This window comes from Nocardia coubleae NBRC 108252 (genome assembly GCF_001612805.1).
Taxonomy (GTDB): Bacteria; Actinomycetota; Actinomycetes; order Mycobacteriales; family Mycobacteriaceae; genus Nocardia; species Nocardia coubleae.
On the sequence record NZ_BDBD01000019.1, the window covers coordinates 509,837 to 536,587 of the forward strand.

The window sequence follows — 26,751 nt, forward strand, 5'->3', positions numbered from 1 at the left end:
CCCCGGTGGATCGCGGCGCCGGCACGTCCGGCGCGTCGGGTGCAGCGTACAGACTCCGACCTTGGGATGAGCCAATCGATCGCTGATCGTCCACAGCGCTCGGTCCGGGCAGCGGGCAGAATGGCACGGTGGCTGAACTTTCGCTGACCGCTCGTCTCAATCCCTCGGCCGCCGACGCCCGTCGCGGGGTGGTTCGTCTGCATCCGGAGACGCTCACGGCGCTCGGCCTGCGGGAATGGGACGGTATCGCGCTGATCGGCGCGCGGCGCACGGCCGCGGTGGTGGCCAAGGCGCCCGCGGGCAACCCGCCCGGCGTCGCGCTGCTCGACGACGTGACCCTGTCGAATGTCGGGCTGCGGGAGAACGCGGCGGTGACCGTCGCCCCGGTGACGGTGTTCGGCGCCAAACAGATCTCGCTGAGCGGTTCGGCGCAGGCGATGGCGAGCATTCCCGCCGCGACGCTGCGCCAGGCCCTGCTCGGCAAGGTGGTGACCGTCGGCGACACGGTGTCGCTGCTGCCACGCGATCTCGGTCCCGATATCAGCTCAGCGGCGACCACTCAGGCGCTGGCGCGCACATTCGGGATCGCCTGGACCACCGAGCTGCTCACGGTCACCGCGATCGACCCGCGGCCGGGTCCGGTGAGTGTGCAACCGAATTCGGCGGTCGGCTGGGGCAGCGGCGCGGCGGCGGTGCAGCACGCGCTGGAGCGCGACGGTAGCGCCATCGACACCCCGCTCGAGGCACCGGCGGTGACTGCGGTCAGCGAGCCGGTGCCGGTGGAGGATCTGGCGGGCGTGCAGAGCCAGGCTGCCAAGCTCGCCGAATGGCTGAGTCTGGCGCTCGACGAACCGGAACTGCTGAAAGTCCTCGGCGCACCGGCACATCTGGGCGTGCTCATCACCGGTCCGGCGGGCGTGGGCAAGGCGACCCTCGCCGAAGCGGTCGCCGCGCCACGCCGGGTTGTCGTGCTCGACGGGCCGAGCGTCGGGGCGAGCGAGAGCGGCGCGCGGTTGCGTGAGGTCGCCGCGGCGGTCGCCGATATCGCCACCGACAAGGGCGGGGTGCTGATCGTCACCGATATCGACGCGCTGCTGCCGGTGGAGGCGGAACCTGTCGCCACTCTCATCCTCGACCAGTTGCGAGCCGCCGTCCGCGCGCCACGCGTCGCGCTGCTGGCCACCACCGCGCATCCGGCACAGGTGGATTCACGGCTGCGGGCACCCGATCTGTGCGACCGCGAGCTGGCCCTGCCGCTGCCGACCGCACTCGTGCGCCGCGCGCTACTGGAACAGCTGCTGCGCAAGGTGCCGTCGGGCAAGCTCGATCTCGACGTGATCGCCTCGCGCACACCGGGTTTCGTCGTCGCTGACCTGGCTGCGGTGTGCCGGGAGGCAGCAGTGCGCGCTGCGGGTCGGGCCAGCCGGGAACAGGCCGACCCCGAACTCACCCAGGACGACCTCATCGGCGCGCTCGACGTCATCCGGCCGCTGTCCCGTTCCGGCACCGAGGAATTGGCCATCGGCTCCCTCGATCTCGACGACGTCGGCGACATGGTGGAAACCAAACAGGCACTCACCGAAGCTGTGCTGTGGCCGCTGCGCCACCCCGACTCGTTCGCCCGGCTCGGCATCGAGCCGCCGCGCGGCGTGCTGCTCTACGGGCCGCCCGGTTGCGGCAAAACCTTCCTGGTCCGTGCCTTGGCCGGGACCGGACAGCTCAGCGTTCACGCGGTGAAAGGTGCTGAGCTGATGGACAAGTGGGTCGGTTCGTCGGAGCGCGCGGTGCGCGAACTGTTCCAGCGGGCCCGCGATTCGGCGCCGTCGCTGATCTTCCTCGACGAGGTCGACGCGCTCGCCCCACGCCGGGGACAGAGCAGCGATTCGGGAGTGTCGGACCGGGTGGTCGCCGCCCTGCTCACCGAACTCGACGGGGTGGAGCCGCTGCGCGATGTGGTGGTGCTCGGGGCGACCAACCGGCCCGAACTCATCGACCCGGCTCTGCTGCGCCCGGGCAGGCTGGAACGGCTGGTGTTCGTCCCGCCGCCCGATGCGGCCGCGCGCCTCGACATCCTGCGCACCGCCGGTCGCTCGGTGCCGCTGGCCGACGACGTCGACCTGGCCGCCCTCGCCGGCGACCTCGACGGCTACTCCGCGGCCGACTGCGCCGCCCTGCTGCGCGAGGCCGCCCTCACGGCGCTGCGCCGCGACATGGCCGCCGCCGATGTCACCGCCGAGGACGTGGCGACCGCCCGCCGCACCGTACGTCCCTCGCTCGACCCCGCACAGGTCGAATCGTTGCGGGAGTACGCGCGCAACCGGGGATGAACCGCCCCCGGGGGCTGATTTCCCAGGTGGTGCGTGTTTCGCCGGTATCGTCGGAACCGTGCCCAGGATCGGTGATGGTCTGGATGCGGTGACAGCGTTCGCGGGTGCCGCGGTCGCGGGCATGGCGCTGTTCCTGCCGTTCACGTTCCGCACCACCGCCGCCTCGGCGCTCGATTCGCCGTACCGGGTCACCAGCCTGGTCAACAGCGTCCCCCGGGCCGCCGCGCTCGGGCTCATCGTCGCCGTGGTCGTCGCGGTGCTCGTCCGCCCGCTCACCCGGCCGGGGCTGGTGTGGCTCACCGCCACCTGCGCGACGGCGGCACTGGCCGTGAACTACTACATCGGCACCCTGATGACCTCGGCCGATGTGCTGACCACCCAGAACTACATCGACAGCATCTGCGGCGGCGCGGCCTACGGCGCGCTCGGGATCTGCTCGTTGCGGATGCGCTGGCCCGCGGTCGGTTTCGCGGTCGGAACGATCGTGGTGTTCGTGTACGGCGAGGTGGTCGCGATCTTCACCTCGAATTCGACCCAGGCCGACAAGTCCGCGCACAGCCCCACCTGGCTGGTGCTGTTCGCCCTGGTCCTGCTCGCGGTGAACACCGCACGGCACCAGCACGGCGTCATCCTCGGCGCCCCGCCCCGGCTGGCCGCCGACCTGCCGATCTCCCCGATCATCGCGACCACCCTGCTCGCACTGACCCTGCTGCTCACCACCGAATGGCTCTCGGGCGAATTCGACGGACGACGCGCCAGCACCGCACAGGTGGGTCTCGCGGTGGTCCTCACCGTCACCGCGGCCTTCGTCACCGCCCTGCTGCTGCCCGATCGTGACGGCGCCGCCGTGCTGCTCGCGGTCAGCCTGGCCGCCGTGGCCGATTCGCTCGGTGACGCGCCGAGCCTCGGCTGGAACCTGCTTGTCGTGATCGCGGTGGTCGTGATCACCGTGCTGGCCGGGCTGGCGCGGCCGTCGCCGTGGCCGGTGCTGCTCGGTGCGGCCGCGATCGCGGTCTTCTCGCTGTTCACCGACAATTTCGGCTGGACTGTCACCTGGATGATCGGCACCGGGTTGCTCGCCGCCGTCGCCGGGTACGGCTTCGCCTCGGTGCGGGTGAGTTATCTGCCGAGCGCGGTACTGGCCCTCGGGGCGCTGTATCTACCGTCGATCCTGTGGGCCATCCCCACCCGCCTGCGCAACTGGCCCGCGGGCGGGGTGAACGCCGACGACCAGGTCCCCGGGTTCACGGCGCTGGCCATCACGATCGGCGCCGCGGTCGCGCTGGCGCTGTTCTATTGGATCAGGCCCGCCGAACCGGCACCCAGGTCATAGCCACACCGGTGCCGACATGGCCGACGCGACAGCCTCGGTGCCGACGCGCATCGTCTCCGCGCCCGTAGGATCGGGGCTCGCCACACGCTAGGAGACCCGGAGGCGCGGTTGCTCGCTGTCCTGCTCGCTCACGCAATGGCCGCGCTCGCGGCCCCGCTGTGCGTGCGAGCACTGGGCCGCAACGCTTTCTACCTGCTGGCGCTGGTTCCGCTCGGCAGCCTCGGGTGGGTGATCGCGCACTGGGGCGTCACCGTCACCAGCCGGGTGCGGTGGGCGCCGCAGATCTCGATGGACATCGACCTGCGCTTCGATTCACTCGCCGCCGTGATGTGTGTGCTCGTCCTCGGCATCGGCGCGCTGATCCTGGCCTATTGCGGGCGCTATTTCGACCGTGACGAGGCGCGGCTCGGGATATTCGCGGCCGAGCTGGTCGGCTTCTCCGGTGCCATGTTCGGCCTGGTGACCAGCGACAACATGCTGTTGCTCTACGTGTTCTGGGAAATCACCACGGTGCTGTCGTTCCTGCTTGTCGGCCACTACGCCGAGCAGGCCGCGAGTCGCCGCGCCGCGATCCAGGCGCTGCTGGTCACGGCGGCGGGTGGGCTGGCGATGCTGGTCGGCATCGTCATCCTCGGATTGCGCTACGACAGTTTCCTGCTGTCGGACGTGCTGGCCCGCGACTCTCCACCCGGCGGGATCGCGGTGTCGGTGGCGGTGGTGCTCGTGCTCGTCGGCGCGCTGAGCAAGTCGGCGATCGTGCCACTGCACTTCTGGTTGCCCGGTGCGATGGCCGCGCCGACTCCCGTGAGCGCGTATCTACACGCCGCCGCGATGGTGAAAGCGGGCATCTACCTGGTCGCCCGCCTGGCACCCGCCCTTTCCCAGACCCCACCGTGGCATGCGCTCGTGCTGCCGCTGGGGATCGCGTCGATGCTGCTGGCCGGCTGGCGGGCCATGCAGGTGCACGACCTGAAACTGGTACTGGCGTTCGGCACGGTGAGCCAGCTCGGACTGCTCATCACCATGATGGCCATCGGCACCCCGGATGCCGCGCTCGCCGGGCTGGCGCTGCTGGTAGCGCACGGCTTGTTCAAGGCGTGCCTGTTCATGGTGGTCGGCATCATCGATCACGGCACGGGGACTCGCGATCTGCGCCGGTTGTCGGGGCTCGGGCGGCGCGCGCCGGTGCTGTGCGCGGTGGCGGCGACCGCGGCGATCAGCATGGCGGGGTTGCCGCCGATGCTCGGGTTCGTCGGCAAGGAATCCGCCTTGAGCGCGGTGTGGGCGGCGCAGGTGTTCAGCCCGCTGGTGCGGGTGCTGCTGCTGATCGGTATCGCCGTCGGCTCGGCCCTCACCGTGGCCTACAGCGCGCGGTTCCTGTGGGCCGCGTTCGGCACGAGCCCCGGCGTCACGACAACCTGGCACGCGCCGGGACCGCTGCTGGTCGGCCCGCCTGCCGTGCTCGCGGTGGCCGGGCTGGCGGGCGGGTTCGGCGCCGGGGTCGTCGACGAGTGGCTGAGCCCGTACGCGAAGACCCTGCCGGGCGTCCTCGACGGGGCGCTCGCGCTGTGGCACGGCTTCACGCCCGCCCTCGCGCTCACCGCCGTCATCGTGCTGGTCGGTTTCGCATTGTTCTTGGTGCGCAACAGGATTCACGAACCTGCGCGCCCGCGACTCGGCAATGCCGATCGGGGTTACGACGCCGCGCTGCGAGCGATGGACCGGCTCTCGCTTCGCCTCACCGGCACAGTGCAGTCCGGTTCGCTGCCCGTCAGCCAGGCCTTCATCCTCTGCACGCTCATCGTGCTGCCCGCCGTGATGCTCGCGACCGGCACCCGCACGGGCATCACCCTGCACCTGTGGGATTCACCGTTGCAGGCGGTGATCGGCGCGATCATGATCGCCATGGCCCTCGCGGCGACGGTGCTGCGCAACAGGTTGGCCAGTGTGCTCGTGGTCGGTGTCACCGGATACGGCTGCGGCGTGATCTTCGCGCTGCACGGCGCACCGGACCTCGCGCTGACCCAATTCCTGGTCGAGACACTGACTCTGGTGATCTTCGTGCTGGTATTGCGCGGATTCCCGGCCGAGATCGCCGACGGCTATGCCGCCGCGTTCAAGGTCCGTCGCGCGCTGCTCGCCATCGCGGTCGGCGTCACCGTGACGGTACTCGCCGCGTTCGCCTCCGCCGCCCGGCACAGCGAACCGATCTGGCGCACCATCCCCGACGCCGCCTACCGGGTGGGTGGCGGCAAGAACGCGGTGAACGTGCTGCTCGTCGACATCCGCGCCTGGGACACCCTCGGCGAGATCTCGGTCCTCGTCGTCGCCGCCACCGGCGTGGCCTCGCTGGTGTTCCGCAGCCGCCGCTTCGGCAGCGCCCCCCGCGCCGCCGACGCACCGAACTACAACCCCGACGCGGTGAGCTGGCTGCCCGCCGCCCGGCTGCTCGACCGGCGCGAACGGTCGATGGTCCTGCAGATCACCACCCGGCTGCTGTTCCCGACCATCATGGTCCTGTCGGTGTACTTCTTCTTCTCCGGCCACAACGCGCCCGGCGGCGGCTTCGCCGGTGGCCTGCTCGCCGGGCTCGCCCTCACCCTGCGCTACCTGGCGGGAGGGCGCTACGAACTCGGCGAGGCCCTGCCGGTCGACGCCGGACACCTCCTCGGCGCGGGCCTGATCCTCGCCGCCGGGACGGCCACCACCTCGCTGCTGCTCGGGGCCCCACCGCTGTCCTCGGCGATCATCGAAATCACCGTGCCGGTGCTCGGCCACATCAAACTCGTCACCGCCATGTTCTTCGATCTCGGCGTGTACCTGGTGATCGTCGGCCTCACCCTCGACGTCCTGCGCAGCCTCGGCGCCCGCTTGGACAAGGAGATCTCATGAGCGCCAATCTCGTCATGCTGCTCACGATCGGCGCGCTCACCGCCTGCGGGGTGTATCTGGTGCTCGAGCGGGTGGTGTCGAAGATGCTGCTGGGGATCATCCTGCTCGGCAACGCGGTGAACCTGCTGATCCTCACTGTCGGCGGCGGGCCGGACGGTAACCCACCGGTGCTGTCCGGCTCGGACACCTCGCCCGACGGTATGGCCGATCCACTGGCCCAGGCGATGGTGCTCACCGCCATCGTCATCACGATGGGTTTGGCCGCGTTCGTGCTCGCCCTCGCCTACCGCGCCTACCGGCTGACCACCACCGAAGACGTCCGCAACGACCCCGAGGACACCCAGGTCGCGGCCCGGCGCGAGAGCGAGGACCCGGCCGAATGACCCTCTCCCCGCAGTTGCTTCCCGACCTCGCCGCGCTGCCGGTGCTCGTCCCGCTGCTCGCCGCCGCGGTCACCCTGATCTTCGGGCGCCGACCGCGCGTCCAGCGGCTGGTGTCGATGGTCGCGCTGTCGGGTGTGCTCGTCATCAGCGCGCTGCTGCTGTACCTCGCCGACCGCGACGGCACGACGGCGGTGCAGGTGGGTGGCTGGCCGACCCCGATCGGGATCACCCTCGTCGTCGACCGGCTCAGCGCGGCGATGCTGCTGGTCTCGGCGTTCGTCCTGCTCCTCGTGTCGATCTACGGTGCGGGGCAGAACATCTCCGACGGCGACGAGAACCAGCCCACCTCCATCTACCGGCCCACCTACCTGGTGCTCACGGCCGGTGTGTCGATGGCGTTCCTGGCCGGCGACCTGTTCAACCTGTTCGTCGGGTTCGAGCTGCTGCTCGCCGCCTCGTTCGTGCTGCTCACCGTCGGCGCCACCGAGGAACGCATCCGCACCGGCATCGCGTACGTGATGGTGTCGATGGTGTCGTCGATGATCTTCCTGATCGGCATCGGCCTCACCTACGCGGCCACCGGCACCCTGAACCTCGCGCAACTGGCCGTCCGGCTCGAGGCGACACCGCAGGGGGTGCGCACGGCCTGCTACGCCGTGCTGCTCGTGGCGTTCGGGATCAAGGCGGCGGTGTTCCCGCTGTCGAGTTGGCTGCCCGACTCCTACCCCACCGCGCCCGCGCCGGTGACCGCCGTGTTCGCGGGCCTGCTCACCAAGGTCGGTGTGTACGCGATCATCCGGACGCACACGCTGTGGTTCCCGGACGGTGCGTTCGACGACATCCTGCTGGTGTGCGGACTGGCGACCATGCTCGTCGGCATTCTCGGCGCGATCGCCCAGACCGATATCCGGCGTCTGCTGTCGTTCACCCTCGTGAGCCACATCGGGTACATGATTTTCGGTATCGGGCTGGCCGGGTCGGCCGGGCTCACCGGCGCGGTGTTCTATGTGGCCCACCACATTCTGGTGCAGACGGCGCTGTTCCTCGCCGTCGGCCTGATCGAGCGCCAGGCCGGGTCGGTGTCGCTGCGCCGCCTCGGTGGGCTCGCCTCGGCGAGTCCGCTACTCGGGCTGCTGTTTCTGATACCGGCGCTGAATCTCGGTGGTATTCCGCCGTTCTCGGGCTTCATCGGCAAGGTGACCCTGCTCGAGGCGGGCGCGGCCGACGGCAGCGTGCTGGCCTGGGTACTGGTCGCCGGTTCGGTGATCACCAGCCTGCTCACGCTCTACGCGGTGGCGCGCGTCTGGGGCAAAGCGTTCTGGCGTCCACGCGAAGAAGCACCCGAGGGTCATCTCAGCGCCGCGAAACCGCCCACCCTGGTGGAGGATTCGACCGACGTGCAATACGAGGACCGCACCGACCCCGGCCGCATGCCCGCGCTGATGGTGCTCGCCACCGCCGGGCTGATCACCGCGGGCCTCGCGCTCACCGTGTTCGCCGGGCCCGTACTCGGTATCGCCGAACGCGCCGCGGCTGATCTGAACGACCCGTCGGTATATATCCAATCCGTCCTCGGTGGACAGGAGCCGCGATGACAGTTTTGCGCCGGCTCGTGAACCGGCAGAACGTCTTACGACTCGGCGTCCTCGCCTGGCTGACCGCCGTGTGGGTGGCCCTGTGGGGCGACCTCAGCGCGGCCAATGTGCTCGCCGGTGGAGTGGTCGCGCTGATCGTCGTGTTCGCGCTTCCGCTGCCACGGATCCCGGTGACCGGCCGGTTCCACCCGCTGTCCTTCCTCGAATTGATCGCCGCGGCAACCTATTACGCACTCGAGTCGAGCGTGCAGGTGGCCTGGTTCGCACTGCGGCCCGCGGGCCCGCCGGTGTCGGGTGTGCTGCGCGTGGCCCTCGGCATCCAGTCGGATCTGGTGCTGGTGATCTGTACCGATCTGCTCAATCTCATTCCCGGCACCATGGTGCTCGAGATCGACCGTCAGCGCTGCGTGGTGTACGTCCACGTGCTCGATGTGGGCAGCGACAAGGCGGTCGACGACTTCTACCGCACCACCCGCCGCCTGGAACGTCTCATCATCGACGCCTTCGAACGACGAGGCGAGCGGCATCACGGACCGGAGGTTCAGGTATGACCGTCGTCGCTGTCATCGCGGCGGTGCTGCTGTCGTTCGCCGCCATCTGTACCGCCTACCGCGTCCTCGCCGGACCGAGCACCCTCGACCGGGTGGTCGGGATCGACTCGCTGATGGCCATCGCCGCGTCCGGGCTCGCGGTGTGGGCGGCCTACAGCAACGACACCACCGTCATTCCGGCGATCGTCGCGCTGGCCCTCGTCGGTTTCCTCGGCTCGGCCGCGGTGACGCGCTTTCGCGTGCGGGACGACCGATGAGCGGCTGGGAGTGGGTGTCGGCGCCGCTGATCGTGCTCGGCTGTGTCCTCGCGTGCACCGCGGCACTGGGGATCGTGCGCTTCCCCGACACCCTCACCCGGATGCACGCGGCGACCAAACCGCAGGTGATCGGCCTGATCATGGTTCTCATCGGCACCGGGATCGACCTGCGCGGCGACGCGAATGTGTGGATGCTCGTGCTCACCGCGCTGTTCACGATCATCACCGCACCGGTGGTCGCGCATCTGCTCGGGCGCACCGCCTACCGCGAGCAACGACACCGCGACGGCCTGTTGCGCGTCAACGAACTCGGCGACGAGGTTGACTGACTACACCCGAACCGCGGCCGGTGCCCGGTCGGGCGCGGCGGCGAACCAGGTGAGATGGAATGCCACGGCGACCGCCGCGAGCAGCCCGATCACGATGGCGCCGGCCAGCACCGGGTACTGCGCCATCTCGACCGCCAGGTAGCGGTAACCGAGCAGCAGACCACCGAACACGGCCGATCCGAGGGCGACCAAGCGGATCCGCGCCGCGTCCCAGCCTCGCTCGGGTTCGCGCAGCGCCGATTCGACGGTCAGGCACAGCGCCACACCCGCCACCAGATCCACGCCGTAGTGGTAACCGAACCCGAGCGTCGCCGCGACCGTCGCGGCCAGCCAGAACGCCCCGCCCCACCGCAACCACGCGGGGGCGCGGCTGCCGTCGACATCGCGACGCGTGTGGATGAACAGCGACAGCGCCCAGGCGGTGTGCATCGAGGGCATGCAGTTGCGCGGGGTGAACTCGTCGAACGGCAGCGGTGCCGGGCTCTGCCCGATCGGCGGCAGCGCCGAGGGCCAGAAGTTGCCGAGCTGGAAGCCGTTACCGTCGGCGCCGAAGGCGAACATCGGGCCGACCACGGGGAACAGCACATAGAACAGCGGCCCGACCAACCCGAGCACCAGGAACGTGCGAACCAGATAGTGCCCCGGCCAGATTCCCGTGGTGACCACGCGGCGCAACTGCCACACCGCGACAACGATCGCCGCCACCGGCAGCTCGATGTAGACCCAGTGCAGCACCGCGTACACCTCGGGACCGAGGACCTCGAGCACCCGGCCGACCACCCACGACGGGTCGCCGAGCGCGTGATCGGCGAGCAGCAGGTATTCGTCGAGCACCGTCGGGTGAACCGCCGAGGTGACGTGCAACCACACGTCGCCGACCTTCGTCGCCAGGATGAGCAAGGCACCCAGTGCCGCGGCCTTCAGCGCGTCGGTACGTTCGCGTCCCTGCCAGCGCACCGCCGCGATGATCGCGAGGGCGGTGAGCACGATGGTCGGCCCGTTGCCGACGGTGAACGGTTTACCGTCGAGCAGCCGCAGCGCGACGAACACCGCGTCGATCCCGATCGCGGCACTCACCGCGAACACCCGCCTGCGCGCCGACACCCCGACCAGCGCGAGGACGAGACCGGCCCACGGAACCGACATCGACTTGGGCGTGCCGACATAGTCGCGCGCCAAGCTGGCGAGTGGTCCTTCGAAGCCGCTGATCGACGCCGCGATCTGCAGGCCGATCAGCAGCAGCAGGACCGCCGACACCGCAACCGCGGCGAGCGTCCTCGGTTCGCGCAGACGGGAACCGAGGGTGGCACCCCCCGCGGCAGCACGCGGATGTTCGACAAGCATCCACCCATCGTAAACGGCGGGTTAACGCCACCGGGCTGGGTAGTTGAACGCTACTGATCGAGCTCGCGTACCAGTGAGTCGACCACCGCGACAAGATCACCCTGGGACTGCGCGGCAACCCGGCGTTGACGCTGGTAGGAGGCACCGTGGCGGGGAATCTCGGCCACGGCGGCGAGCTCGTCGGCGCAGCCGAGACGGCGTGCGGTCGGCTCCAACCGGGTGAGCAGGTCCATCAGGTCGTCTGTGACCAAACGCTCATTACTCGCGTCGTCGACGACCACGATGGCATCGAGTCCGTAGCGCGCGGCCCGCCATTTGTTCTCCTGCACATGCCAGGGCGGCAGGGTCGGCAGCTGTTCGCCGTCGTCGAGCCTGCGTTCCAGATCGACGACCAGGCAGTGGATCAGCGCGGCCAGCGAGGCGAGTTCGGCGCGGCTGGACAGCCCGTCGCACACCCGGATCTCGATGGTGCCCCACTTGGGCGCGGGCCGGATGTCCCAGTGCATGCCGCCGAGTTGTTCGAACACACCGGTTTTCATCTGGTCGTGCACGAAACCCTCGAACTGGCGCCAGTTCTCGAACTGGAACGGCAGTCCGGCGGTGGGCAACTGCTGGAACATCAGCGCGCGGTTGCTGGCGTAGCCGGTGTCGTCGCCGGACCACATCGGCGAGGACGCCGAGAGCGCGAGCAGATGCGGATACGACAGCAGCAGCGAGTTCAGGATGGGAAAGACCTTGTCGCGGTGCGAGATTCCCACGTGCACGTGCACACCCCAGATGAGCATCTGACGGCCCCACCACTGGGTGCGCTCGATCAGCTCGTCGTAATGCGGTGAGCGCGTGAGCTGCTGGGCCGACCACTGGGCGAACGGATGCGTGCCCGCGCAGAACAGGTCGACGCCGAGCGGGTCGGCCGCGCGCCGCACGGCGTCCATAGTGGTGCGCAGGTCCTCGACCGCGCCGCCGACGGTCTCGTGCACACCGGTGACCAATTCCACCGTGTTGCGCAGCAATTCCTTGGTGACCTGCTGCGTCCCGTCGTGGGCGCGCAGGTCGCCGACGGCGTCGAACACCGCCGAGGCGGTATTGGACAGATCGCGCGTGACCTTGTCGACGAGCGCGATCTCCCATTCGATGCCGATTGTCGGCCGGGGCGAACCGCGAAACGGCACCGGCTGAATTGCCCCGGCCATCAGCGGGTCTCGCTAACCGACGACGCCGCAGGCCACTCGGGCACCCGCGTCACCGGTGGACAGGGTGGTCTCGTCCGGGCCGGTGCCGCCTTCCCGGGTGTAGCGCGGCGGGATGTTGCCGAAGTTGTCGGCACCCGCGTGCACGATCAGGGCCTTGCCCTTGATGTTGTCCAGGGTGACGCTGTCGGTGCGGGTGACCAGCTTCGCCGAGCCGTCGGCACCGACCTGCAGGGAGGTGAGGTCACCGCTGGCCGGGTGCGCGGTGGCCCCGCCGACCTGCAGATGCCCACCGGCCGAGGTGAAGTCGCCCTCGCAGGTGCCGTTCTGGTGGAAGTGCAGGCCGTGGAAGCCGGGGGTCAGGCCGTGCGCCTCGACGGTGACGACCAGGTGGTTGCCCTCGGCGACGATGGTCGCGGTGCCGACACCGGCGCCCGCGCTGTTCTTCAGCTCGGCCTTCAGACCGCCGGTCGAGGCGCCGTGGTCGTCGCCGTGCGCGCCGGGTTCGCCGGAGGCAGAGGGAGCCGGATGGCCGGTGCCGTGGTCCTCGCCACCGCCCGCGGGGGCGGACGAGCCGGTCCACACCGGCGGCGTGGTGCCCTTGACGTCACTCGACTCCTGGCTGTTGGTGCAGGCGGCGAGCCCGAACGCGGCGACCGCGACAACCGGGGTCACAATGCGCCAGGACGGGCGACGAGTGGACGACGTGGCCATCAGGGGACTCCTTATCGGACTGGGGCAGTACCGCTGAAGATGATGCCACAGCGCGAACACGCCCTGCGGCACCGCGTGCCGTGCCGGCTCAGCGTCCTGTCAGGACGACGACGACACCGGGCGTGGCGTCGGCGGTCTTCGGGGCAACGGTTCCGCCGACCTGCGCGGCGATCTCGGCGGCCGCGGCCTCTTCGCCCGGTGCGGTGCCGTAGTACACCGTGGTCGTCGTGAGGTTCGAACCGCTGTAGTTGCCGGTGCTCACATTGGTCCAGCCCGCCGCGCCGAGTTCGCTCGCGGTGCGCGCGGCCAAGCCCGCGACGAGGCTGTTGTTCAGGACGCGGACGGGGATGTCCTTGTCGCTCGTCGCCGCGGCCTGCGTGGTGGTCGTTGTCGTGGTCGTCGGCGCGACGGTGGTTGTCGTCGTCGGGGCGGCGGCCGCGCTGGTGGTGGTCGGGGCGGCCGTGGTCGCCGGGGCCTGCGCCACCGCGCTCGAGGTGGTGGTCTCGGTCTGCTCGACCGGATCGGCCGCCTCGGCACCGGAATTCGACAACGACATCGCACCCAGACCGGCGAAGACGATGGCCAGCGCGATCAACACCATCGCCAGCGCGCGCAGCGGTGGGCCGCCGGGGGTGGGATTCGGGTTGCTCACCCGCGCAACCCTAGTCGCATCGGCCGCGATGTCGCTCGCATCTCAGACCTGGAACCCGAGTTTGCGGGCGGCGCGGGCCTTCTGCCTGCTCGCGCGCAACCGGCGCAGTCGCTTGACCAGCATCGGGTCGGCCGCGAGTGCTTCTTCCTTGTCGACGACGGCATTGAGCACCTGGTAGTACCTGGTGGCCGACATCGAGAACAGTTCGCGGATCGCGTCTTCCTTGGCGCCCGCGTACTTCCACCATTTGCGTTCGAAGTCGAGGATGTCGAGTTCACGCCGACTGAGACCGGAGCCATCGTCGGCCGAATCCTGGGGGATGTGCCGAGCCGCTGCGCCGTCCATCTTGCTCCCTCGCCGAGTATCACGAGATGAAAATGACGCTTGCACGTCGCGGATCATTCAACCATGAGCCCGCCCGATCCTTCGACCGCTGCCCCGGCGTGTTGACTGCGGGCCAGTAGGAGTGTCGCGGCGCACAGGGGCCGCCGCTCGCGCGGGCGATCCTGCGGCGATAATGGCCACCATGGCAATTCTCCCGATCGTGATCGTCGGTGACCCCGTTCTCCACACCGCTACCGCCCCGGTGACGGAGACCCCGGCGGAGCTGGCCGGGCTGATCGCGGACATGTACGAAACGCTCGAGGCCTCCAAGGGTGTCGGCCTCGCGGCCAACCAGGTCGGGGTCGGCAAGCGGCTGTTCGTCTACGACTGCCCCGATTTCGACGCCGAGGGCAACCAGATCCGCCGCAAGGGCGCCGTCGTCAACCCGGTGCTCGAGACCTCCGAGATCCCGGAGACCATGCCCGATCCCGACGACGACGAAGAGGGCTGCCTGTCGGTGCCCGGTGAGCAGTTCCCCACCGGCCGCGCCGACTGGGCGCGCGTCACGGGCACCGACGAGCACGGCGAACCGGTCGACATCGAGGGCACGGGGTTCTTCGCGCGCATGCTGCAGCACGAGGTGGGCCACCTCGACGGCTTCCTCTACGTCGACGTGCTGATCGGCCGCAACGCCCGCGCCGCCAAGAAGGCGATCAAGCGAAACGGTTGGGGCAAGCCGGGTTTGAGCTGGGTCCCGGGCACTGTGCCCGACCCCTTCGGCAATGACTGATACATGGCGGCTGGCGCCGCGGGTTGTCGGCCTGTTCCCTCGATCTTCCCTCCCTCCGGGCACTTCTTCGTCGCACCCTCCGGTCAGTCCAGATCGAGGCGGCCGACAACCATGACGGACATCCCCATAGGCAAGCGGGTGGTGATGCGGTATCAGCTGCCGGCGGGTTATCCACAACCGCTCACCGATGTGATCGGCGAGCTGGTGTCGATGACGCCCCCGTCGGTGCGCACCGCCGAGGGCGAGGTGGTTTCGGTCGCAGCGGATCGGGTCGTCGCGCTGAAGGCGTTGGGGCCGAGGCCGATTCGGACCAAGGAGATCCGGTCGCTGGAGACGGCGGCGGCAGGCGGCTGGCCCGGTGTCGAGCACACGTGGATCGACGGCTGGCTGGTCCGCGCGGGCAACGGATACACCGGCCGGGCGAATTCGGCTGTGCCGCTCGGTGAGTCGGGCGTGCCCGCCACCTTGTCGATCGAGACGATGCACCGGATCGCCGACTGGTACACCGCGCGCGGTCTGCCGCTGCTGCTGCAACTACCCGACCGGCTCGCCCCGGTTCCGCCCGGCTGGAACAGCTGGAGCGAGACCGTGGTGCTCGGCCTGGACATCTCGAACTTCGTGCTGCCCCAGGGCCCTTCGATGGTTCGCATCGCCGCGCAACCGGACGAGGGCTGGTTGCGCACCCACCGCTACCGCGGCGAGATCCCGCTCGACCCGGCCGTTCGCGAACCCGACCGTGACGTGCTCACCTCCGTCCTCGACGGCACCGTCGGCTTCGCCACCCTCGGTGTGCCCGAAGCCCTCGCCATCGGGCGCGGCGCGGTGACCACGGCGCCGGACGGCCGGCGCTGGGTCGGCCTCACCTGCGTCGCCGTGGCCGCCGCGCACCGCCGCAACGGCCTGGCCACCCTGGTCTGCGCCGAGCTGATCCGCTGGGGCGCCGACCAGGGCGCCACCCACGCCTACGTCCAGGTCGAAGTCGGCAACGCCACCGCACTGGCCCTCTACCGCGAACTCGGCTTCATCGAACACCACAGCTACCGCTACGCCGCGCCGCAGGGATAACCCCCGGTAACCTCGGTAGATACCCCCGGAAAGGACCTCGCACGTGCGTCTGGCCACCTGGAATGTGAACTCGATCCGCTCCCGCGTCGACCGGGCAATAGCGTTGCTCGACCGCCACGACATCGACGTGCTCGCGCTGCAGGAAACCAAGTGCCGCGACGATCAGTTCCCGTTCGAGCAGTTCGAGGCGGCCGGGTACGAGGTGGCCCATATCGGGCTCAATCAGTGGAACGGTGTGGCCATCGTGTCGCGGGTCGGGCTCGACGACGTGGAGGTGGCGTTCCCCGATCAGCCCGGTTTCGACAAGAACGCGGGCGACTCGCTGCTCGACTCGCCGGTGGTCGAGTCGCGGGCGATCGGCGCGACCTGCGGCGGGGTGCGGGTGTGGAGCCTCTACGTCCCCAACGGCCGCTCGCTCGGCGACCCGCACTACGCCTACAAACTCGAATGGCTCTCGACGCTGCGCGCCGATGCCGCCCGCTGGCTCACCGAGGACCCCTCGGCCCAGATCGCCCTGGTCGGCGACTGGAATATCGCGCCCACCGACGACGACGTGTGGAATCCGAAGCTCTTCGAGGGCAAGACCCACACCTCCGCACCCGAGCGCGCCGCCTTCCAGGCGATGCTCGACACCGGCTTCCGTGACGTGATGCGCCCGTTCGCGCCCGGCCCCGGCGTCTACACCTATTGGGACTACACCCAGCTGCGTTTTCCCCGCAAGGAGGGCATGCGCATCGACTTCGTGCTGGCCTCCCCCGCCCTCGCCGACCGCACCAAGGACGCCTTCGTCGACCGCGAGGAACGCAAGGGCAAGGGCGCCAGCGACCACGCTCCCGTGATCGCCGAGTTCACCGACTGAGACCTATCCACAGCGGTACCGTGGGGTCAGGAATATCCGACCCGCGGGAGGTTGTGCATGTTCTACCGGTGTGTTGGGGCGGTGCCGCCCAAGCGGCACACGCAGCATCGCGATGAGCGGGGCAACCTCTACTACGAGGAGCTCATGGGCGAGGAGGGGTTCTCCGGCGACTCCTCGCTGCTCTATCACCGGGGCCTGCCACCCGCCATCGTCGACTCGACGGTGTGGGAGCTGGGCGACCAGTCGCTCACACCGAATCATCCACTGCGCCATCGTCATCTGCGGTTGCCCGACCTGTTCCCCGGCGACACACCCGCCGCGACAGATCCGGTGACGGGCCGGCGGCTGCTGCTGGCGAATGCCGATGTGCGGATCTCGTATGTGGTCTCCGAGGCGGCGTCGCCGCTGTACCGCAATGCCATCGGCGACGAACTGGTGTACGTGGAATCCGGTGCGGCGGTGGTGGAGAGCGTGTTCGGCACGGTGCCGGTGCACCAGGGCGACCAGCTGCTCATGCCGCGAGCGACGACGCACCGCTGGCTGCCGACGGGTGGAGCACCCTTGCGCGCGTATGTGATCGAGGCGTCGAGCCACATCACCCCGCCCAAGCGGTACCTGTCGAAATTCGGTCAGCTGCTGGAGAACTCACCGTACTGCGAGCGGGATCTGCACGGACCGACCACACCGTTGCTCGCCGAGGGCACCGATGTGGAGGTGCTGGTCAAGCATCGCGCCGGAGCGGAGGTGATCGGTACCAGGTTGACCTATGCCACTCATCCTTTCGATGTAGTCGGCTGGGACGGGTGCCTGTATCCGTTCACTTTCAACATCGCCGATTTCGAGCCGATCACCGGGCGGGTGCATCAGCCACCGCCGGTGCATCAAGCCTTCGAGGGTGCCAATTTCGTGATCTGCAATTTCGTGCCGCGCAAGGTGGATTACCACCCGCTCTCGATTCCGGTGCCCTATTACCACTCGAATGTGGACTCCGACGAAATCATGTTCTATTGCGGCGGAAACTACGGGGCGCGCAAGGGTTCCGGGATCGCGCAGGGTTCGGTGTCGGTGCATCCCGGCGGCTACGCGCACGGCCCACAACCCGGCGCCTACGAGCGCAGTATCGGTGCGGAATTCTTCGACGAGCTGGCGGTGATGGTGGATACCTTCCGGCCGTTGCAGCTCGGTGAAGGCGCGCTGGCCTGCGAGGATCCCGGATACGCGTGGACCTGGTCGGGGCGTGGGCCGCGGTGAGCGGGCGGTTGCTTCGCGTCGAGGTGGCGCCGGACTCGCTGTTCGGGCCGGAGAATATGCCGTACGGGGTGTTCGCCCCGCCGGGTGAATCCTTCCGGGTCGGTGTGCGTCTCGGCGATATGGTCCTGGATCTCGCCGCACTGCTGGGTGATCCGGTCTTCGCTCGCCCCGATCTCAATGCCTTTCTCGCCACCGGGCCCGCTCGGTGGGGCGCTGTTCGTGCGCGGCTGCGTGAATTGGCCGACACCGCTTTGCCTGTCGAGGTGGTGCATCCTGTGCGTTCGGTGCGGATGGCATTGCCGGTGACGATCGGCGATTACGTCGACTTCTACGCGAGCATCGACCACGCGACGAATCTGGGCAGGCTGTTCCGGCCCGACAGTGAACCGTTGCTGCCGAATTGGCGTCATCTGCCGGTGGGATATCACGGGCGGGCGGGCACCGTCGTGGTTTCCGGAACCCCCGTGATCCGTCCACAGGGGCAACGCCGGACTGATTCGGGTGCACCGGAATTCGGACCGTCACAGCGGCTCGATATCGAGGCGGAATTGGGGTTCGTGGTCGGCACCGGGTCGACGCTCGGCGTTCCTGTGGGTGTCGACGATTTCGCCGCGCACGTCTTCGGGGTCGCCCTGGTGAACGACTGGTCCGCGCGCGATATCCAGGCCTGGGAGTACCAGCCGCTCGGACCGTTCCTCGGGAAGTCCTTCGCGACTTCGCTGTCGGCATGGGTCACCCCGTTGGCCGCGTTGGAACAGGCGCGGGTGCCGCTGCCGACCCAGGAACCGGAACCGTTGCCGTACCTGCGTGGGACTGCCGACCACGGGCTCGATATCGACCTGGCGGTGTCGTGGAACGGGCACGTCGTCAGCCGACCGCCGTACGCGCGGATGTACTGGTCACCGGCGCAGATGCTGGCCCACCTCACCGCCAACGGCGCTTCGATCCGTCCCGGCGATCTCTACGCCTCCGGCACCATCTCCGGTCCGGAACCGACCCAGCGCGGCTCGTTCATCGAATTGTCCTGGGGTGGAACAGAACCCATCACGGTGGGCGAGGAAACCCGCACGTTCCTCACCGACGGCGACGACGTGACGATCACCGCGACGGCACCGGGCACCGCGGGCAGGCGTATCGGTCTCGGCGAGGTCAGCGGTCGGATCTTGTCGGCGCGCAGCGCCCCCTGAAGTGAGGTCTGCCGCCACTGGACGCTCGGCCGCTAGTTTTCCGACATGAAATCACTTGTCGCCGCAGCCGCGGGAATTGCCATCGCCGGTCTCGTTCAGGTTTCGACGGCCGCGCCGGCCGCCGCCGAGATCTGCACCGCACCGGGCGCCCACCTCTGCCCGCCGAAGTCCGGCTCGGCCGACGCCCTCGACACGCTGCTCGTCGCACTGCCCGTCTGGCTCGGCAGCGCGGGTACGAACCCGTAGCCTCCACCCAGGGGCGGAGATCATAACGGGCGTCCTTCCACCCTGAGGTGGTATCGGTCGGAATTCTTGCCACGATACGGTGACGACTCGATACTTCGAACTAAAGGGTGCCGAGGATGTTGACGAGAATCGCCCGTATCGCTGTCGGCAGACCGCGACTGATTGTCGCGGTCGCGCTGCTGCTGATGATCCTGTGCGGCGCGATCGGCGCCACCGTGCACTCGAACATGAAATCGGGCGGATTCGTCACCGAAGATCTCGATTCGGTGCAGGCCAGTCAGTATCTGAGCGAGCACTTCCCCGGTAGCGAACCGAACTACGTCCTGTTGGTCACCGACCCGGTGTCGGTCGACTCCCCCGACGCCCGCGCCGCCGCCGATGCTGCCGTGGCCGCGCTGCGCACCTATCCCGAGGTCAGCGGGGTGCAGTCGTACTGGACCTCGCGTCCCGACCTGAAGCAGGCGCTGCGCAGCAAGGACGGCAACCGCGCGCTCATCCTCGCCAGTATCGAGGGCGACGACGCCGAACTGCCGGACCGGGCGGGCAAGATCACCAAGGCATTGGCGGACAACGAGGGGCCGGTGACCATCGAGGCGGGTGGTCTGGCCGCCACGTTCTCCGATATCAACACCCAGATCAGCAAGGACCTGATCCTGGCCGAGGCCATCGCCATCCCCATCACGGGCCTGTTGCTGGCGCTGGTGTTCGGCAGTCTCGTCGCGGCCGCGTTGCCGGTGGTCATCGGTCTGTTCGCGATCGCAGCCGCGCTCGGGATTCTGCGGGTGCTCACCGCCGTCACCGATGTGTCGATCTTCGCGCTGAACATGACCACCGCCCTCGGTCTGGCGCTGGCCATCGACTACAGCCTGTTCATCGTGAGCCGCTACCGCGAGGAACTCACCGGCGGATCCACACCCACCGAGGCGGTGATCCGGTCGATCCGGACAGCCGGGCGGACCGTGGTGTATTCGGCACTGGTTGTCGCGCTGTCACTGTCGGCGCTGCTGGTGTTCCCGCAGTACTTCTTCAAATCCTTCGCCTACGCCGGTATCGCGGTGGTCGCTGCGGCCACGGCCGCCGCCGTCATCGTGCTGCCCGCACTGCTCATGCTGGTCGGCCACCGCATCGACGCCGGCGACCTGCGCACACCGCTGCGCAAACTGTTCCGGCTGGCGCCGCGCGAGGAGAAGCAGCCGCGGCAGACCTTCTGGTACCGCCTGGTCACCGCCGTGATGAAGCGGCCGCTGCCGATCGCGCTGGCCACCACCGCGTTCCTGCTGCTGCTCGGATCACCGTTCCTGGGCGTGCAGTTCGGCTACCCCGACGACCGCTCGCTGCCCACCGACGTCGCCAGCCGTGAAGTCGGCGACGTACTGCGCACTGAATTCGATGCCGACATGGCGTCGAGCGCGACCATCGTGCTGCGCGAATTCCGGGGCGGTGCGGTCGAGCTGGACGCGTACGCACGCGAGCTGTCCAAGGTGCCCGACGTACCGGCGGTGCTGAGCAGCGCGGCCGTGTACCGCAACGGCCTGCGGGTGGCGGCGGGTGTGCCGGAGATGTCTGACCCGTCGGCGGGTGCGTACCTGTCGGTCGCCACCCGGCTCGACCCCTACTCCGACGCGGGCCGCGACCAGCTCGACACGCTGCGTGCGGTGCCCGCGCCTACCGACGCGCTCGTCACCGGTCCCGCCGCGCTGAACCAGGATTCCGTGGAAGCCATCACCGGCAAACTGCCGCTGGCCGGTGCCCTGATCGCGATCACCACGCTGGTGCTGTTGTTCCTGTTCACCGGCAGCGTCGTGCTCCCGGTGAAGGCGCTCGTGCTCAATATCCTGTCGCTGGCGGCCACCTTCGGCGCGATGGTGTGGATCTTCCAGGACGGGCACCTGTCCGGGCTGCTCGGTTTCCAGGCCACCGGCACCCTGAACCTGGCCATGCCCATCCTCATGTTCAGCCTGGCCTTCGGCGCGTCCATGGACTACGAGGTGTTCCTGCTCTCCCGCATCCGCGAGGAATGGCTGGCCGGGCCCAAGACCACCGAGGGCAATACCGAGGCGGTCGCGATGGGTGTGGCCCGCACCGGGCGCATCTTCACCGCCGCCGCGCTGCTGATGAGCATCGTGTTCCTCGGCGTCGCCACCTCCGGTGTGTCGATGATGAAGCTGTTCGGGCTCGGCTGCGCGCTCGCCGTCATCAGCGACGCGACGGTCATCCGCGGACTGCTCGCCCCCGCCCTCATGCGGATGATGGGCACCTGGAACTGGTGGGCACCCAAGCCACTCGCGAAGCTGCACAACAGGTTCGGTCTACACGAGGCCGACGACGACCTCCCGGCCGCACATCCGACACTCGAGAAGACCTCCGCATAACCCCGATCGCCCGGCGGGTCGCCCCGCCCGGCGGGTATCGTCGGCGGCGGAGAATTCCACATCAACACGGGGGCTCGCACCAGCGGGCTGAGAGGACGGCTAGCCCTTTTTCCGGGCGATCAGGGCCGTCGACCGTATGAACCTGACCGGGTAATGCCGGCGTAGGGAGGACTGTTCATGGGCACAGCCACGTCGTCGAACGGCAACACCGCCGGAGTCGACACCGTCACCACCGGACCCATCCAGGGCAGCGTCAAACACTACAAAGAGGTCGACGGCCTGCGCATTCCCGTGCGCCGGATCAACCTCACCAACGGAGACCACTTCGACGTCTACGACACCTCGGGGCCCTACACCGACGACAACGCGGTGATCGACCTCGAGGCCGGTCTGCCGAAGCTGCGCGACGAATGGGCCAAGCCGCAGATCGATGGCCCGCCCACCCAGCTGCACTGGGCTCGCCAGGGCGTCGTCACCGACGAGATGCGCTTCATCGCCGCCCGCGAAGGCGTCTCGGCCGAACTCGTGCGCGAGGAAGTCGCCGCCGGGCGCGCGGTGATCCCGGCCAACCACAACCACCCCGAACTCGAACCGACCATCATCGGCAAGAAGTTCCTGGTGAAGATCAACGCCAATATCGGCAACTCGGCGGTGTCGTCGTCGATCGCCGAGGAGGTGGAGAAGATGGTGTGGGCCTCGCGGTGGGGCGCCGACACCATTATGGACCTGTCCACCGGCAAAAACATCCACGAGACCCGCGAGTGGATCCTGCGCAATTCGCCGGTCCCGATCGGCACGGTGCCGATCTACCAGGCGCTGGAGAAGGTGAACGGCGACCCGACCAAGCTCACCTGGGAGCTGTACCGCGACACCGTGATCGAGCAGTGCGAGCAGGGTGTGGACTACATGACCGTGCACGCGGGCGTGCTGCTGCGCTACATCCCGCTCACGGCCAAGCGCGTCACCGGCATCGTCTCGCGCGGCGGATCCATCATGGCCGCGTGGTGTCTGGCCCATCACCAGGAATCGTTCCTGTACACGCACTTCCGGGAACTGTGCGAGATCCTCGCGAAGTACGACGTCACCTTCTCCCTCGGTGACGGCCTGCGCCCCGGCTCCATCGCCGACGCCAACGACGAGGCCCAGTTCGCCGAACTGCGCACCCTCGGCGAACTCACCAAGATCGCGAAATCCTATGGCGTGCAGGTGATGATCGAAGGCCCCGGCCACGTGCCGATGCACAAGATCGTGGAGAACGTCCGCCTCGAAGAAGAACTCTGCGAAGAGGCTCCGTTCTACACCCTCGGCCCGCTGGCCACCGATATCGCGCCCGCCTACGACCACATCACCTCGGCCATCGGCGCCGCGATCATCGCCCAGGCGGGCACCGCCATGCTCTGCTACGTCACCCCCAAGGAGCACCTGGGTCTGCCCAACCGCGACGACGTGAAGGTCGGCGTGATCACCTACAAGATCGCCGCCCACGCCGCCGACCTCGCCAAGGGCCACCCCCACGCCCAGGACCGCGACAACGAATTGTCCAAGGCCCGTTTCGAATTCCGCTGGCACGACCAGTTCGCGCTCTCCCTCGACCCGGACACCGCCCGCGAATACCACGACGAAACCCTGCCCGCCGAACCCGCCAAGACCGCCCACTTCTGCTCCATGTGCGGCCCGAAGTTCTGCTCCATGCGCATCTCCGCCGACGTCCGCGAATACGCCGAAAAACAAGGCCTCACCGACGTCGCCGCCATCGAAGCGGGCATGGCCGAGAAGTCGGCCGAGTTCGCCGACCACGGCAACCAGGTGTACCTGCCGGTCGTCTCCTGACCGCAGCAACCAGCCCCCGAAATTCACCCCAGGATTTCGGGGGCTGTTGCTACTCCCCGCGATCCGTAGGGTGCTGTCATGTCCACCCGAACCAAACGCGTCATCGCCGGGGCCGCCGCAGCCGCCACCCTTTCCCTCGCCGCACCGATCGGCTCGGCCCATGCGGCCACACCGGTCGCCGGATCGACCGATATCGGCTGCACCTCCACCGACATCAACCCCTGCCCCATCCGCCCCCTCCTCGACTTGCTCACTCTGGTGACCAGCGGCTCCGCATAGGAGGCCCTACCCGAAGCCCGCTCCGCGTCGTCGCCCTCGGATCCGAAGACGAATCGTGGGGTCGGCTGGCGGGGGCCGGGCAGGTACGGTCGGACAGGTGACCGATGCCTTCTATGTTCCCGATGCGGCGGACCCGAATCGCTTCGACTCGACCGAGCTGACCAGGGGTCCTTGGTCGCCGGATGCGCAGCATGCGGGGCCGCCGTCGGCGCTGTTGGGCCATGTCATCGAGCGGTGCGAGCCGCGTGACGGGTTTCAGGTGGGGCGGGTGGCGGTGGAGATTCTCGGGCCGGTGCCGTTGGCGCCGTTGACGGTGCGGGCCGAGGTGGTGCGGTCGGGGCGCAGTGTGGAGTTGATCGAGGCGACGTTGTCGGCGGAGCGGGGGCCGGTGATGCGGGCGGTGGCGTGGCGGTTGAAGCTGTCGGAGCCGCCGCTGGATCTGCCGCCGGAGTTCCTGCCGAGCGGCACGAGGCCGCTGCCTGCCGACGCGCAGCCGGGGACGTTCCCGTCGAATCAGCGGGTCGGGTTCCACACCGGAATCGAATACCGTTTCAGCACAGGATCATTCGCGGCCCCGGGCCCTGCCGTTTGCTGGATCAAATTGAAGTATCCGATCGTCGCGGGCACCACCCCGAGTCCGCTGGAACGCGCCCTGGCTGCCGCTGATTCCGGCAATGGGGTGAGCGCGGTGCTCGACTGGTCCAAGTACCTGTTCATCAACACCGACCTCACCGTCACCCTGCATCGCCAGCCGGTCGGCGAGTGGGTGTGCCTGGACGCGGTGACCCACCCGCAACCGCACGGCATCGGCCTCGCGGAATCGGCGCTGTTCGACGAGACGGGCCCGATCGGTCGCAGCACCCAGACCCTGTTGATCGCACCACGCGGATAGGACACTTTCGGCAGCGCGCAGCCGCTTGGCCCACGCGTTGACATCCGGTGCGGACATCCGGTCGCATCCGGTGCCGACCCACCCCGCACGCCGCGACGTGCCCACATCACGCCGCTCGCTGCGGACGTGCCGCAAGGGCTTCGTCAGACCACGGAAAAGCCCTGGGGCAGGGTCGTTCTGCCGGTCAATGCCGACAGCACCGGTACCCCGTCGCCGAGGTGGACCGCGGTTCGCGCCGCCAGCACAATGGCCTCGGTGAGCACCTCCTCGGGTAGCTCGCAGGGCAGGCCGGTCGCGGCGGCGATGTCGAGACTGTGCACGGCCAGCTCGAAGGTCCGGGTCGGCAGGTAGGTGTAGAGCCGCATGCCGAGCCCACCGATGACGGTGATCAACCGATCTTCGGCGCCGGTGACAGCGGCGGTCGCGGCGGCGGCCAGGGCGTCGATCGCCGCGGCGGGGTCGTCGCCGAGTTCGGCCGCCGCGTCGCGTCCGCGCCGCACGATCGCCTCGCTACCCGCCCGCGCCGCATAGGCTTTCGCCATGGCGTAGTACTCCTGCGGGCTCGCCACGTCCTCGACCTCGGCGGGCTGCTCGAGATAGGCGGTGACGGTGGTGAGCGAGCGGGAGGTGTGACCGACCAGCGATCGCAGATCCCACTCACCCAATCCCGGCCCCGCCCAGCTGTCGGCGGGGATCTTCCTGACTAGGGCGGCAAAGCTCGCCGCCGCGCTCACAAAGGTTTCGGCCGGATGCTCGTGCACAGCATCGAACGTACCGGCCACACGGTGATCAGCGCAGGGCGTCGAGGTTTACCAGTTCGGCGTTGCCGTGCTTGATCAGTTCGGATTCGCCGGTGCTCGTGCGACGGAACGGGTCACCCTTTCCGGTCGTGAGCAGGCCGTGGAGGCTGGTGGTGATGTACGCGCCCCAGGCATTCGCGCACACCTCGTAGCATTCGACCTGCGGCGCCAAACCCACGTGGGTGAAACGGATTTCGGTGCCGGCGCGGGTTTCGGTGATGTCGAAGACGACGTCGGTGTTCTCCCATTCGGCGGTGTCGGAGATGAAGGCGAGGTGGGAGTCGGTGACGTGCCAGACCAGGCGCTTGCCGGGAATCGATTCGGTGGTGGTCATGGTGCAGCGGTGGATGCCGGGAACCTCGAAACGGTAGCTGTCGCCGACCGTTCCCGAGGTGCCCTCGACGGTCTCCGACCACCACGACCACACGTCGTTGATGGCGGCGAAGGCTTCCGCCGGGGTCTTGTGCACGGTGATCGTCGCGGTGAAGTCGCTCATGGCTTTTTCCTATGCTCGGCTCAGCCGTCGAGGTGGCGGCGGAGCGCGTCGAGTGGACCGTCCCAGTCACGGGACAGGGCGGCCAGGAACTGCTGGGCCACCCGCATGGGGGCGGAATCGAGGCGGTAGCGCACGCGACGCCGTTCACCGGGTTCCGCGATCACCAAGCCCGCGTCCGCAAGCAGGGCAAGGTGTTTGGCGATCGCCTGCCGGGTAATGGGCAGGCGATCGGCGAGGTCGGTCGCGGTGGCCGGACCGTCGGCGGCCAGCGCGGCTAGGACCGCGCGACGGCTCGGATCGGCCAGCGCGACGAAGACCCGTTCGGCGGTTGCCTCGGTCTCAGGCCGCATCGAGGTACTCGACGAGCTCACCCAGCTCGCTCTTCCAGCCACCGATATTGCCCTCGAAGGCCTCCTTGTGCGCGGCTTCCGGCAGCTGCGCGAAGCCGGATTCGACCACGGTGAGCCGGGTGCCCGCACCGGTCGGTTCGAGCCGGAATTCGACGTAGGTGCGGCGCGGGTCGTCGTCGGGCAGCCCGTTGATGGGCCAGGTGTAACCGAAGACGGTCGGCTCCTCGACCCGCTCCACGCGCATGTCGGCGGCGAAGCCTTCATTCCAGGTCATCCGCATGTCGCCGCCCGGGCGCAGGTCGATCTCGGCGGTATTGCCGAACCAGCTCGCGAGCCCCTCGGCGGTGGTGATCGCCGCCCATACCTTGGCGGGCGGGTGGGCGAGGTCTACGGTTCGCACGATCTGATCGGGAAATCCCATGGCGCTTCCTCCTGTGTCGCAA

27 protein-coding genes are annotated in these 26,751 nt (G+C 68.8%); 18 read left to right on the forward strand and 9 right to left on the reverse strand.

Annotated features, from left to right (window positions below; all coding sequences use genetic code 11):
• Positions 1–128 precede the first annotated feature (128 nt).
• The 8 genes from NCO8_RS22115 (at position 129) to mnhG (ending at position 9,667) form a co-directional block, all read left to right on the forward strand.
• Entirely contained in the window at positions 129–2,327 is a 2,199-nt protein-coding gene (locus tag NCO8_RS22115) for an AAA family ATPase (RefSeq protein ID WP_067642021.1), read from the forward strand.
• Between the two features lie 58 nt (positions 2,328–2,385).
• A complete protein-coding gene (locus tag NCO8_RS22120; protein ID WP_157105034.1) occupies positions 2,386–3,660 on the forward strand; it encodes a hypothetical protein in 1,275 nt (424 codons plus the stop codon).
• Positions 3,661–3,768: 108 nt separating this feature from the next.
• Positions 3,769–6,552 carry a Na+/H+ antiporter subunit A gene (locus tag NCO8_RS22125; protein ID WP_067642023.1) on the forward strand — a complete coding sequence of 928 codons (2,784 nt, stop codon included), beginning with the start codon at positions 3,769–3,771 and terminating at the stop codon, positions 6,550–6,552.
• Positions 6,549–6,935: a Na(+)/H(+) antiporter subunit C gene (locus tag NCO8_RS22130; protein WP_067484576.1), complete on the forward strand. Its 387-nt coding sequence runs from the start codon at positions 6,549–6,551 to the stop codon at positions 6,933–6,935. Before NCO8_RS22125 ends, NCO8_RS22130 begins: the two co-directional genes overlap by 4 nt.
• Positions 6,932–8,530 (forward strand): Na+/H+ antiporter subunit D, encoded by a 1,599-nt coding sequence (locus NCO8_RS22135; RefSeq protein ID WP_067642024.1) that lies wholly within the window; start codon positions 6,932–6,934, stop codon positions 8,528–8,530. Before NCO8_RS22130 ends, NCO8_RS22135 begins: the two co-directional genes overlap by 4 nt.
• A gap of 17 nt (positions 8,531–8,547) precedes the next feature.
• Positions 8,548–9,081 carry a Na+/H+ antiporter subunit E gene (locus NCO8_RS22140; RefSeq protein WP_084457384.1) on the forward strand — a complete coding sequence of 178 codons (534 nt, stop codon included), beginning with the start codon at positions 8,548–8,550 and terminating at the stop codon, positions 9,079–9,081.
• A complete protein-coding gene (locus NCO8_RS22145; RefSeq protein ID WP_067484569.1) occupies positions 9,078–9,338 on the forward strand; it encodes a monovalent cation/H+ antiporter complex subunit F in 261 nt (86 codons plus the stop codon). The genes NCO8_RS22140 and NCO8_RS22145 overlap by 4 nt, the downstream gene beginning before the upstream one ends.
• Entirely contained in the window at positions 9,335–9,667 is a 333-nt protein-coding gene (gene mnhG / locus NCO8_RS22150) for a monovalent cation/H(+) antiporter subunit G (protein WP_067484566.1), read from the forward strand. Before NCO8_RS22145 ends, mnhG begins: the two co-directional genes overlap by 4 nt.
• On the opposite strand, the gene NCO8_RS22155 is transcribed toward mnhG, so the two are convergent.
• The 5 genes from NCO8_RS22155 to napA form a co-directional block, all read right to left on the reverse strand.
• Complete coding sequence (locus NCO8_RS22155; RefSeq protein WP_067642026.1) at positions 9,668–11,011, reverse strand: phosphatase PAP2 family protein; 1,344 nt, start codon at positions 11,009–11,011, stop codon at positions 9,668–9,670.
• A 50-nt stretch (positions 11,012–11,061) separates the two neighbouring features.
• Positions 11,062–12,204 carry a glutamate--cysteine ligase gene (locus NCO8_RS22160; protein WP_067642027.1) on the reverse strand — a complete coding sequence of 381 codons (1,143 nt, stop codon included), beginning with the start codon at positions 12,202–12,204 and terminating at the stop codon, positions 11,062–11,064.
• A gap of 12 nt (positions 12,205–12,216) precedes the next feature.
• Complete coding sequence (sodC, locus tag NCO8_RS22165) at positions 12,217–12,915, reverse strand: superoxide dismutase[Cu-Zn] (protein WP_067642028.1); 699 nt, start codon at positions 12,913–12,915, stop codon at positions 12,217–12,219.
• 88 nt (positions 12,916–13,003) lie between these two features.
• Entirely contained in the window at positions 13,004–13,567 is a 564-nt protein-coding gene (locus NCO8_RS22170) for a LytR C-terminal domain-containing protein (RefSeq protein WP_067484555.1), read from the reverse strand.
• A gap of 42 nt (positions 13,568–13,609) precedes the next feature.
• Complete coding sequence (gene napA / locus NCO8_RS22175; RefSeq protein WP_067484553.1) at positions 13,610–13,912, reverse strand: nucleoid-associated protein NapA; 303 nt, start codon at positions 13,910–13,912, stop codon at positions 13,610–13,612.
• Between the two features lie 181 nt (positions 13,913–14,093).
• On the opposite strand from napA, the gene NCO8_RS22180 reads away from it, so the two are divergent.
• The 10 genes from NCO8_RS22180 to NCO8_RS22225 all read left to right on the forward strand — a co-directional run bounded on the left by NCO8_RS22180 (position 14,094) and on the right by NCO8_RS22225 (position 24,662).
• The gene (locus NCO8_RS22180; RefSeq protein ID WP_067485806.1) at positions 14,094–14,681 is read left to right on the forward strand and encodes a peptide deformylase; all 588 of its coding nucleotides are present in this window, start codon (positions 14,094–14,096) and stop codon (positions 14,679–14,681) included.
• Between the two features lie 111 nt (positions 14,682–14,792).
• Complete coding sequence (locus NCO8_RS22185) at positions 14,793–15,746, forward strand: N-acetylglutamate synthase, CG3035 family (RefSeq protein WP_067642029.1); 954 nt, start codon at positions 14,793–14,795, stop codon at positions 15,744–15,746.
• A gap of 43 nt (positions 15,747–15,789) precedes the next feature.
• The gene (locus NCO8_RS22190; RefSeq protein WP_067642030.1) at positions 15,790–16,605 is read left to right on the forward strand and encodes an exodeoxyribonuclease III; all 816 of its coding nucleotides are present in this window, start codon (positions 15,790–15,792) and stop codon (positions 16,603–16,605) included.
• A gap of 57 nt (positions 16,606–16,662) precedes the next feature.
• Complete coding sequence (locus tag NCO8_RS22195; protein ID WP_067642031.1) at positions 16,663–17,856, forward strand: homogentisate 1,2-dioxygenase; 1,194 nt, start codon at positions 16,663–16,665, stop codon at positions 17,854–17,856.
• An 8-nt stretch (positions 17,857–17,864) separates the two neighbouring features.
• The gene (gene fahA / locus NCO8_RS22200; RefSeq protein WP_157105044.1) at positions 17,865–19,043 is read left to right on the forward strand and encodes a fumarylacetoacetase; all 1,179 of its coding nucleotides are present in this window, start codon (positions 17,865–17,867) and stop codon (positions 19,041–19,043) included.
• Between the two features lie 45 nt (positions 19,044–19,088).
• The gene (locus NCO8_RS22205) at positions 19,089–19,289 is read left to right on the forward strand and encodes a hypothetical protein (RefSeq protein WP_067642032.1); all 201 of its coding nucleotides are present in this window, start codon (positions 19,089–19,091) and stop codon (positions 19,287–19,289) included.
• Positions 19,290–19,405: 116 nt separating this feature from the next.
• Positions 19,406–21,661, forward strand: a complete 2,256-nt coding sequence (locus NCO8_RS22210) for an MMPL family transporter (RefSeq protein WP_067642033.1) — start codon at positions 19,406–19,408, stop codon at positions 21,659–21,661.
• A 177-nt stretch (positions 21,662–21,838) separates the two neighbouring features.
• Positions 21,839–23,491: a phosphomethylpyrimidine synthase ThiC gene (gene thiC, locus NCO8_RS22215; protein ID WP_067642126.1), complete on the forward strand. Its 1,653-nt coding sequence runs from the start codon at positions 21,839–21,841 to the stop codon at positions 23,489–23,491.
• A 78-nt stretch (positions 23,492–23,569) separates the two neighbouring features.
• Positions 23,570–23,770 (forward strand): hypothetical protein, encoded by a 201-nt coding sequence (locus tag NCO8_RS22220; protein ID WP_067642034.1) that lies wholly within the window; start codon positions 23,570–23,572, stop codon positions 23,768–23,770.
• A gap of 97 nt (positions 23,771–23,867) precedes the next feature.
• Positions 23,868–24,662 (forward strand): thioesterase family protein, encoded by a 795-nt coding sequence (locus tag NCO8_RS22225; RefSeq protein WP_067642035.1) that lies wholly within the window; start codon positions 23,868–23,870, stop codon positions 24,660–24,662.
• A 143-nt stretch (positions 24,663–24,805) separates the two neighbouring features.
• Here NCO8_RS22225 and NCO8_RS22230 read toward each other — a convergent pair whose 3' ends face one another.
• The 4 genes from NCO8_RS22230 to NCO8_RS22245 are packed head-to-tail and all read right to left on the reverse strand — an operon-like array spanning position 24,806 to position 26,729.
• Positions 24,806–25,423: a maleylpyruvate isomerase family mycothiol-dependent enzyme gene (locus NCO8_RS22230; protein WP_067642127.1), complete on the reverse strand. Its 618-nt coding sequence runs from the start codon at positions 25,421–25,423 to the stop codon at positions 24,806–24,808.
• Positions 25,424–25,451: 28 nt separating this feature from the next.
• Positions 25,452–25,958: an SRPBCC family protein gene (locus NCO8_RS22235; protein WP_067642036.1), complete on the reverse strand. Its 507-nt coding sequence runs from the start codon at positions 25,956–25,958 to the stop codon at positions 25,452–25,454.
• Between the two features lie 20 nt (positions 25,959–25,978).
• Complete coding sequence (locus tag NCO8_RS22240; protein ID WP_067484519.1) at positions 25,979–26,308, reverse strand: ArsR/SmtB family transcription factor; 330 nt, start codon at positions 26,306–26,308, stop codon at positions 25,979–25,981.
• A complete protein-coding gene (locus NCO8_RS22245) occupies positions 26,298–26,729 on the reverse strand; it encodes an SRPBCC domain-containing protein (protein WP_067642037.1) in 432 nt (143 codons plus the stop codon). Before NCO8_RS22245 ends, NCO8_RS22240 begins: the two co-directional genes overlap by 11 nt.
• Positions 26,730–26,751: the final 22 nt, after the last annotated feature.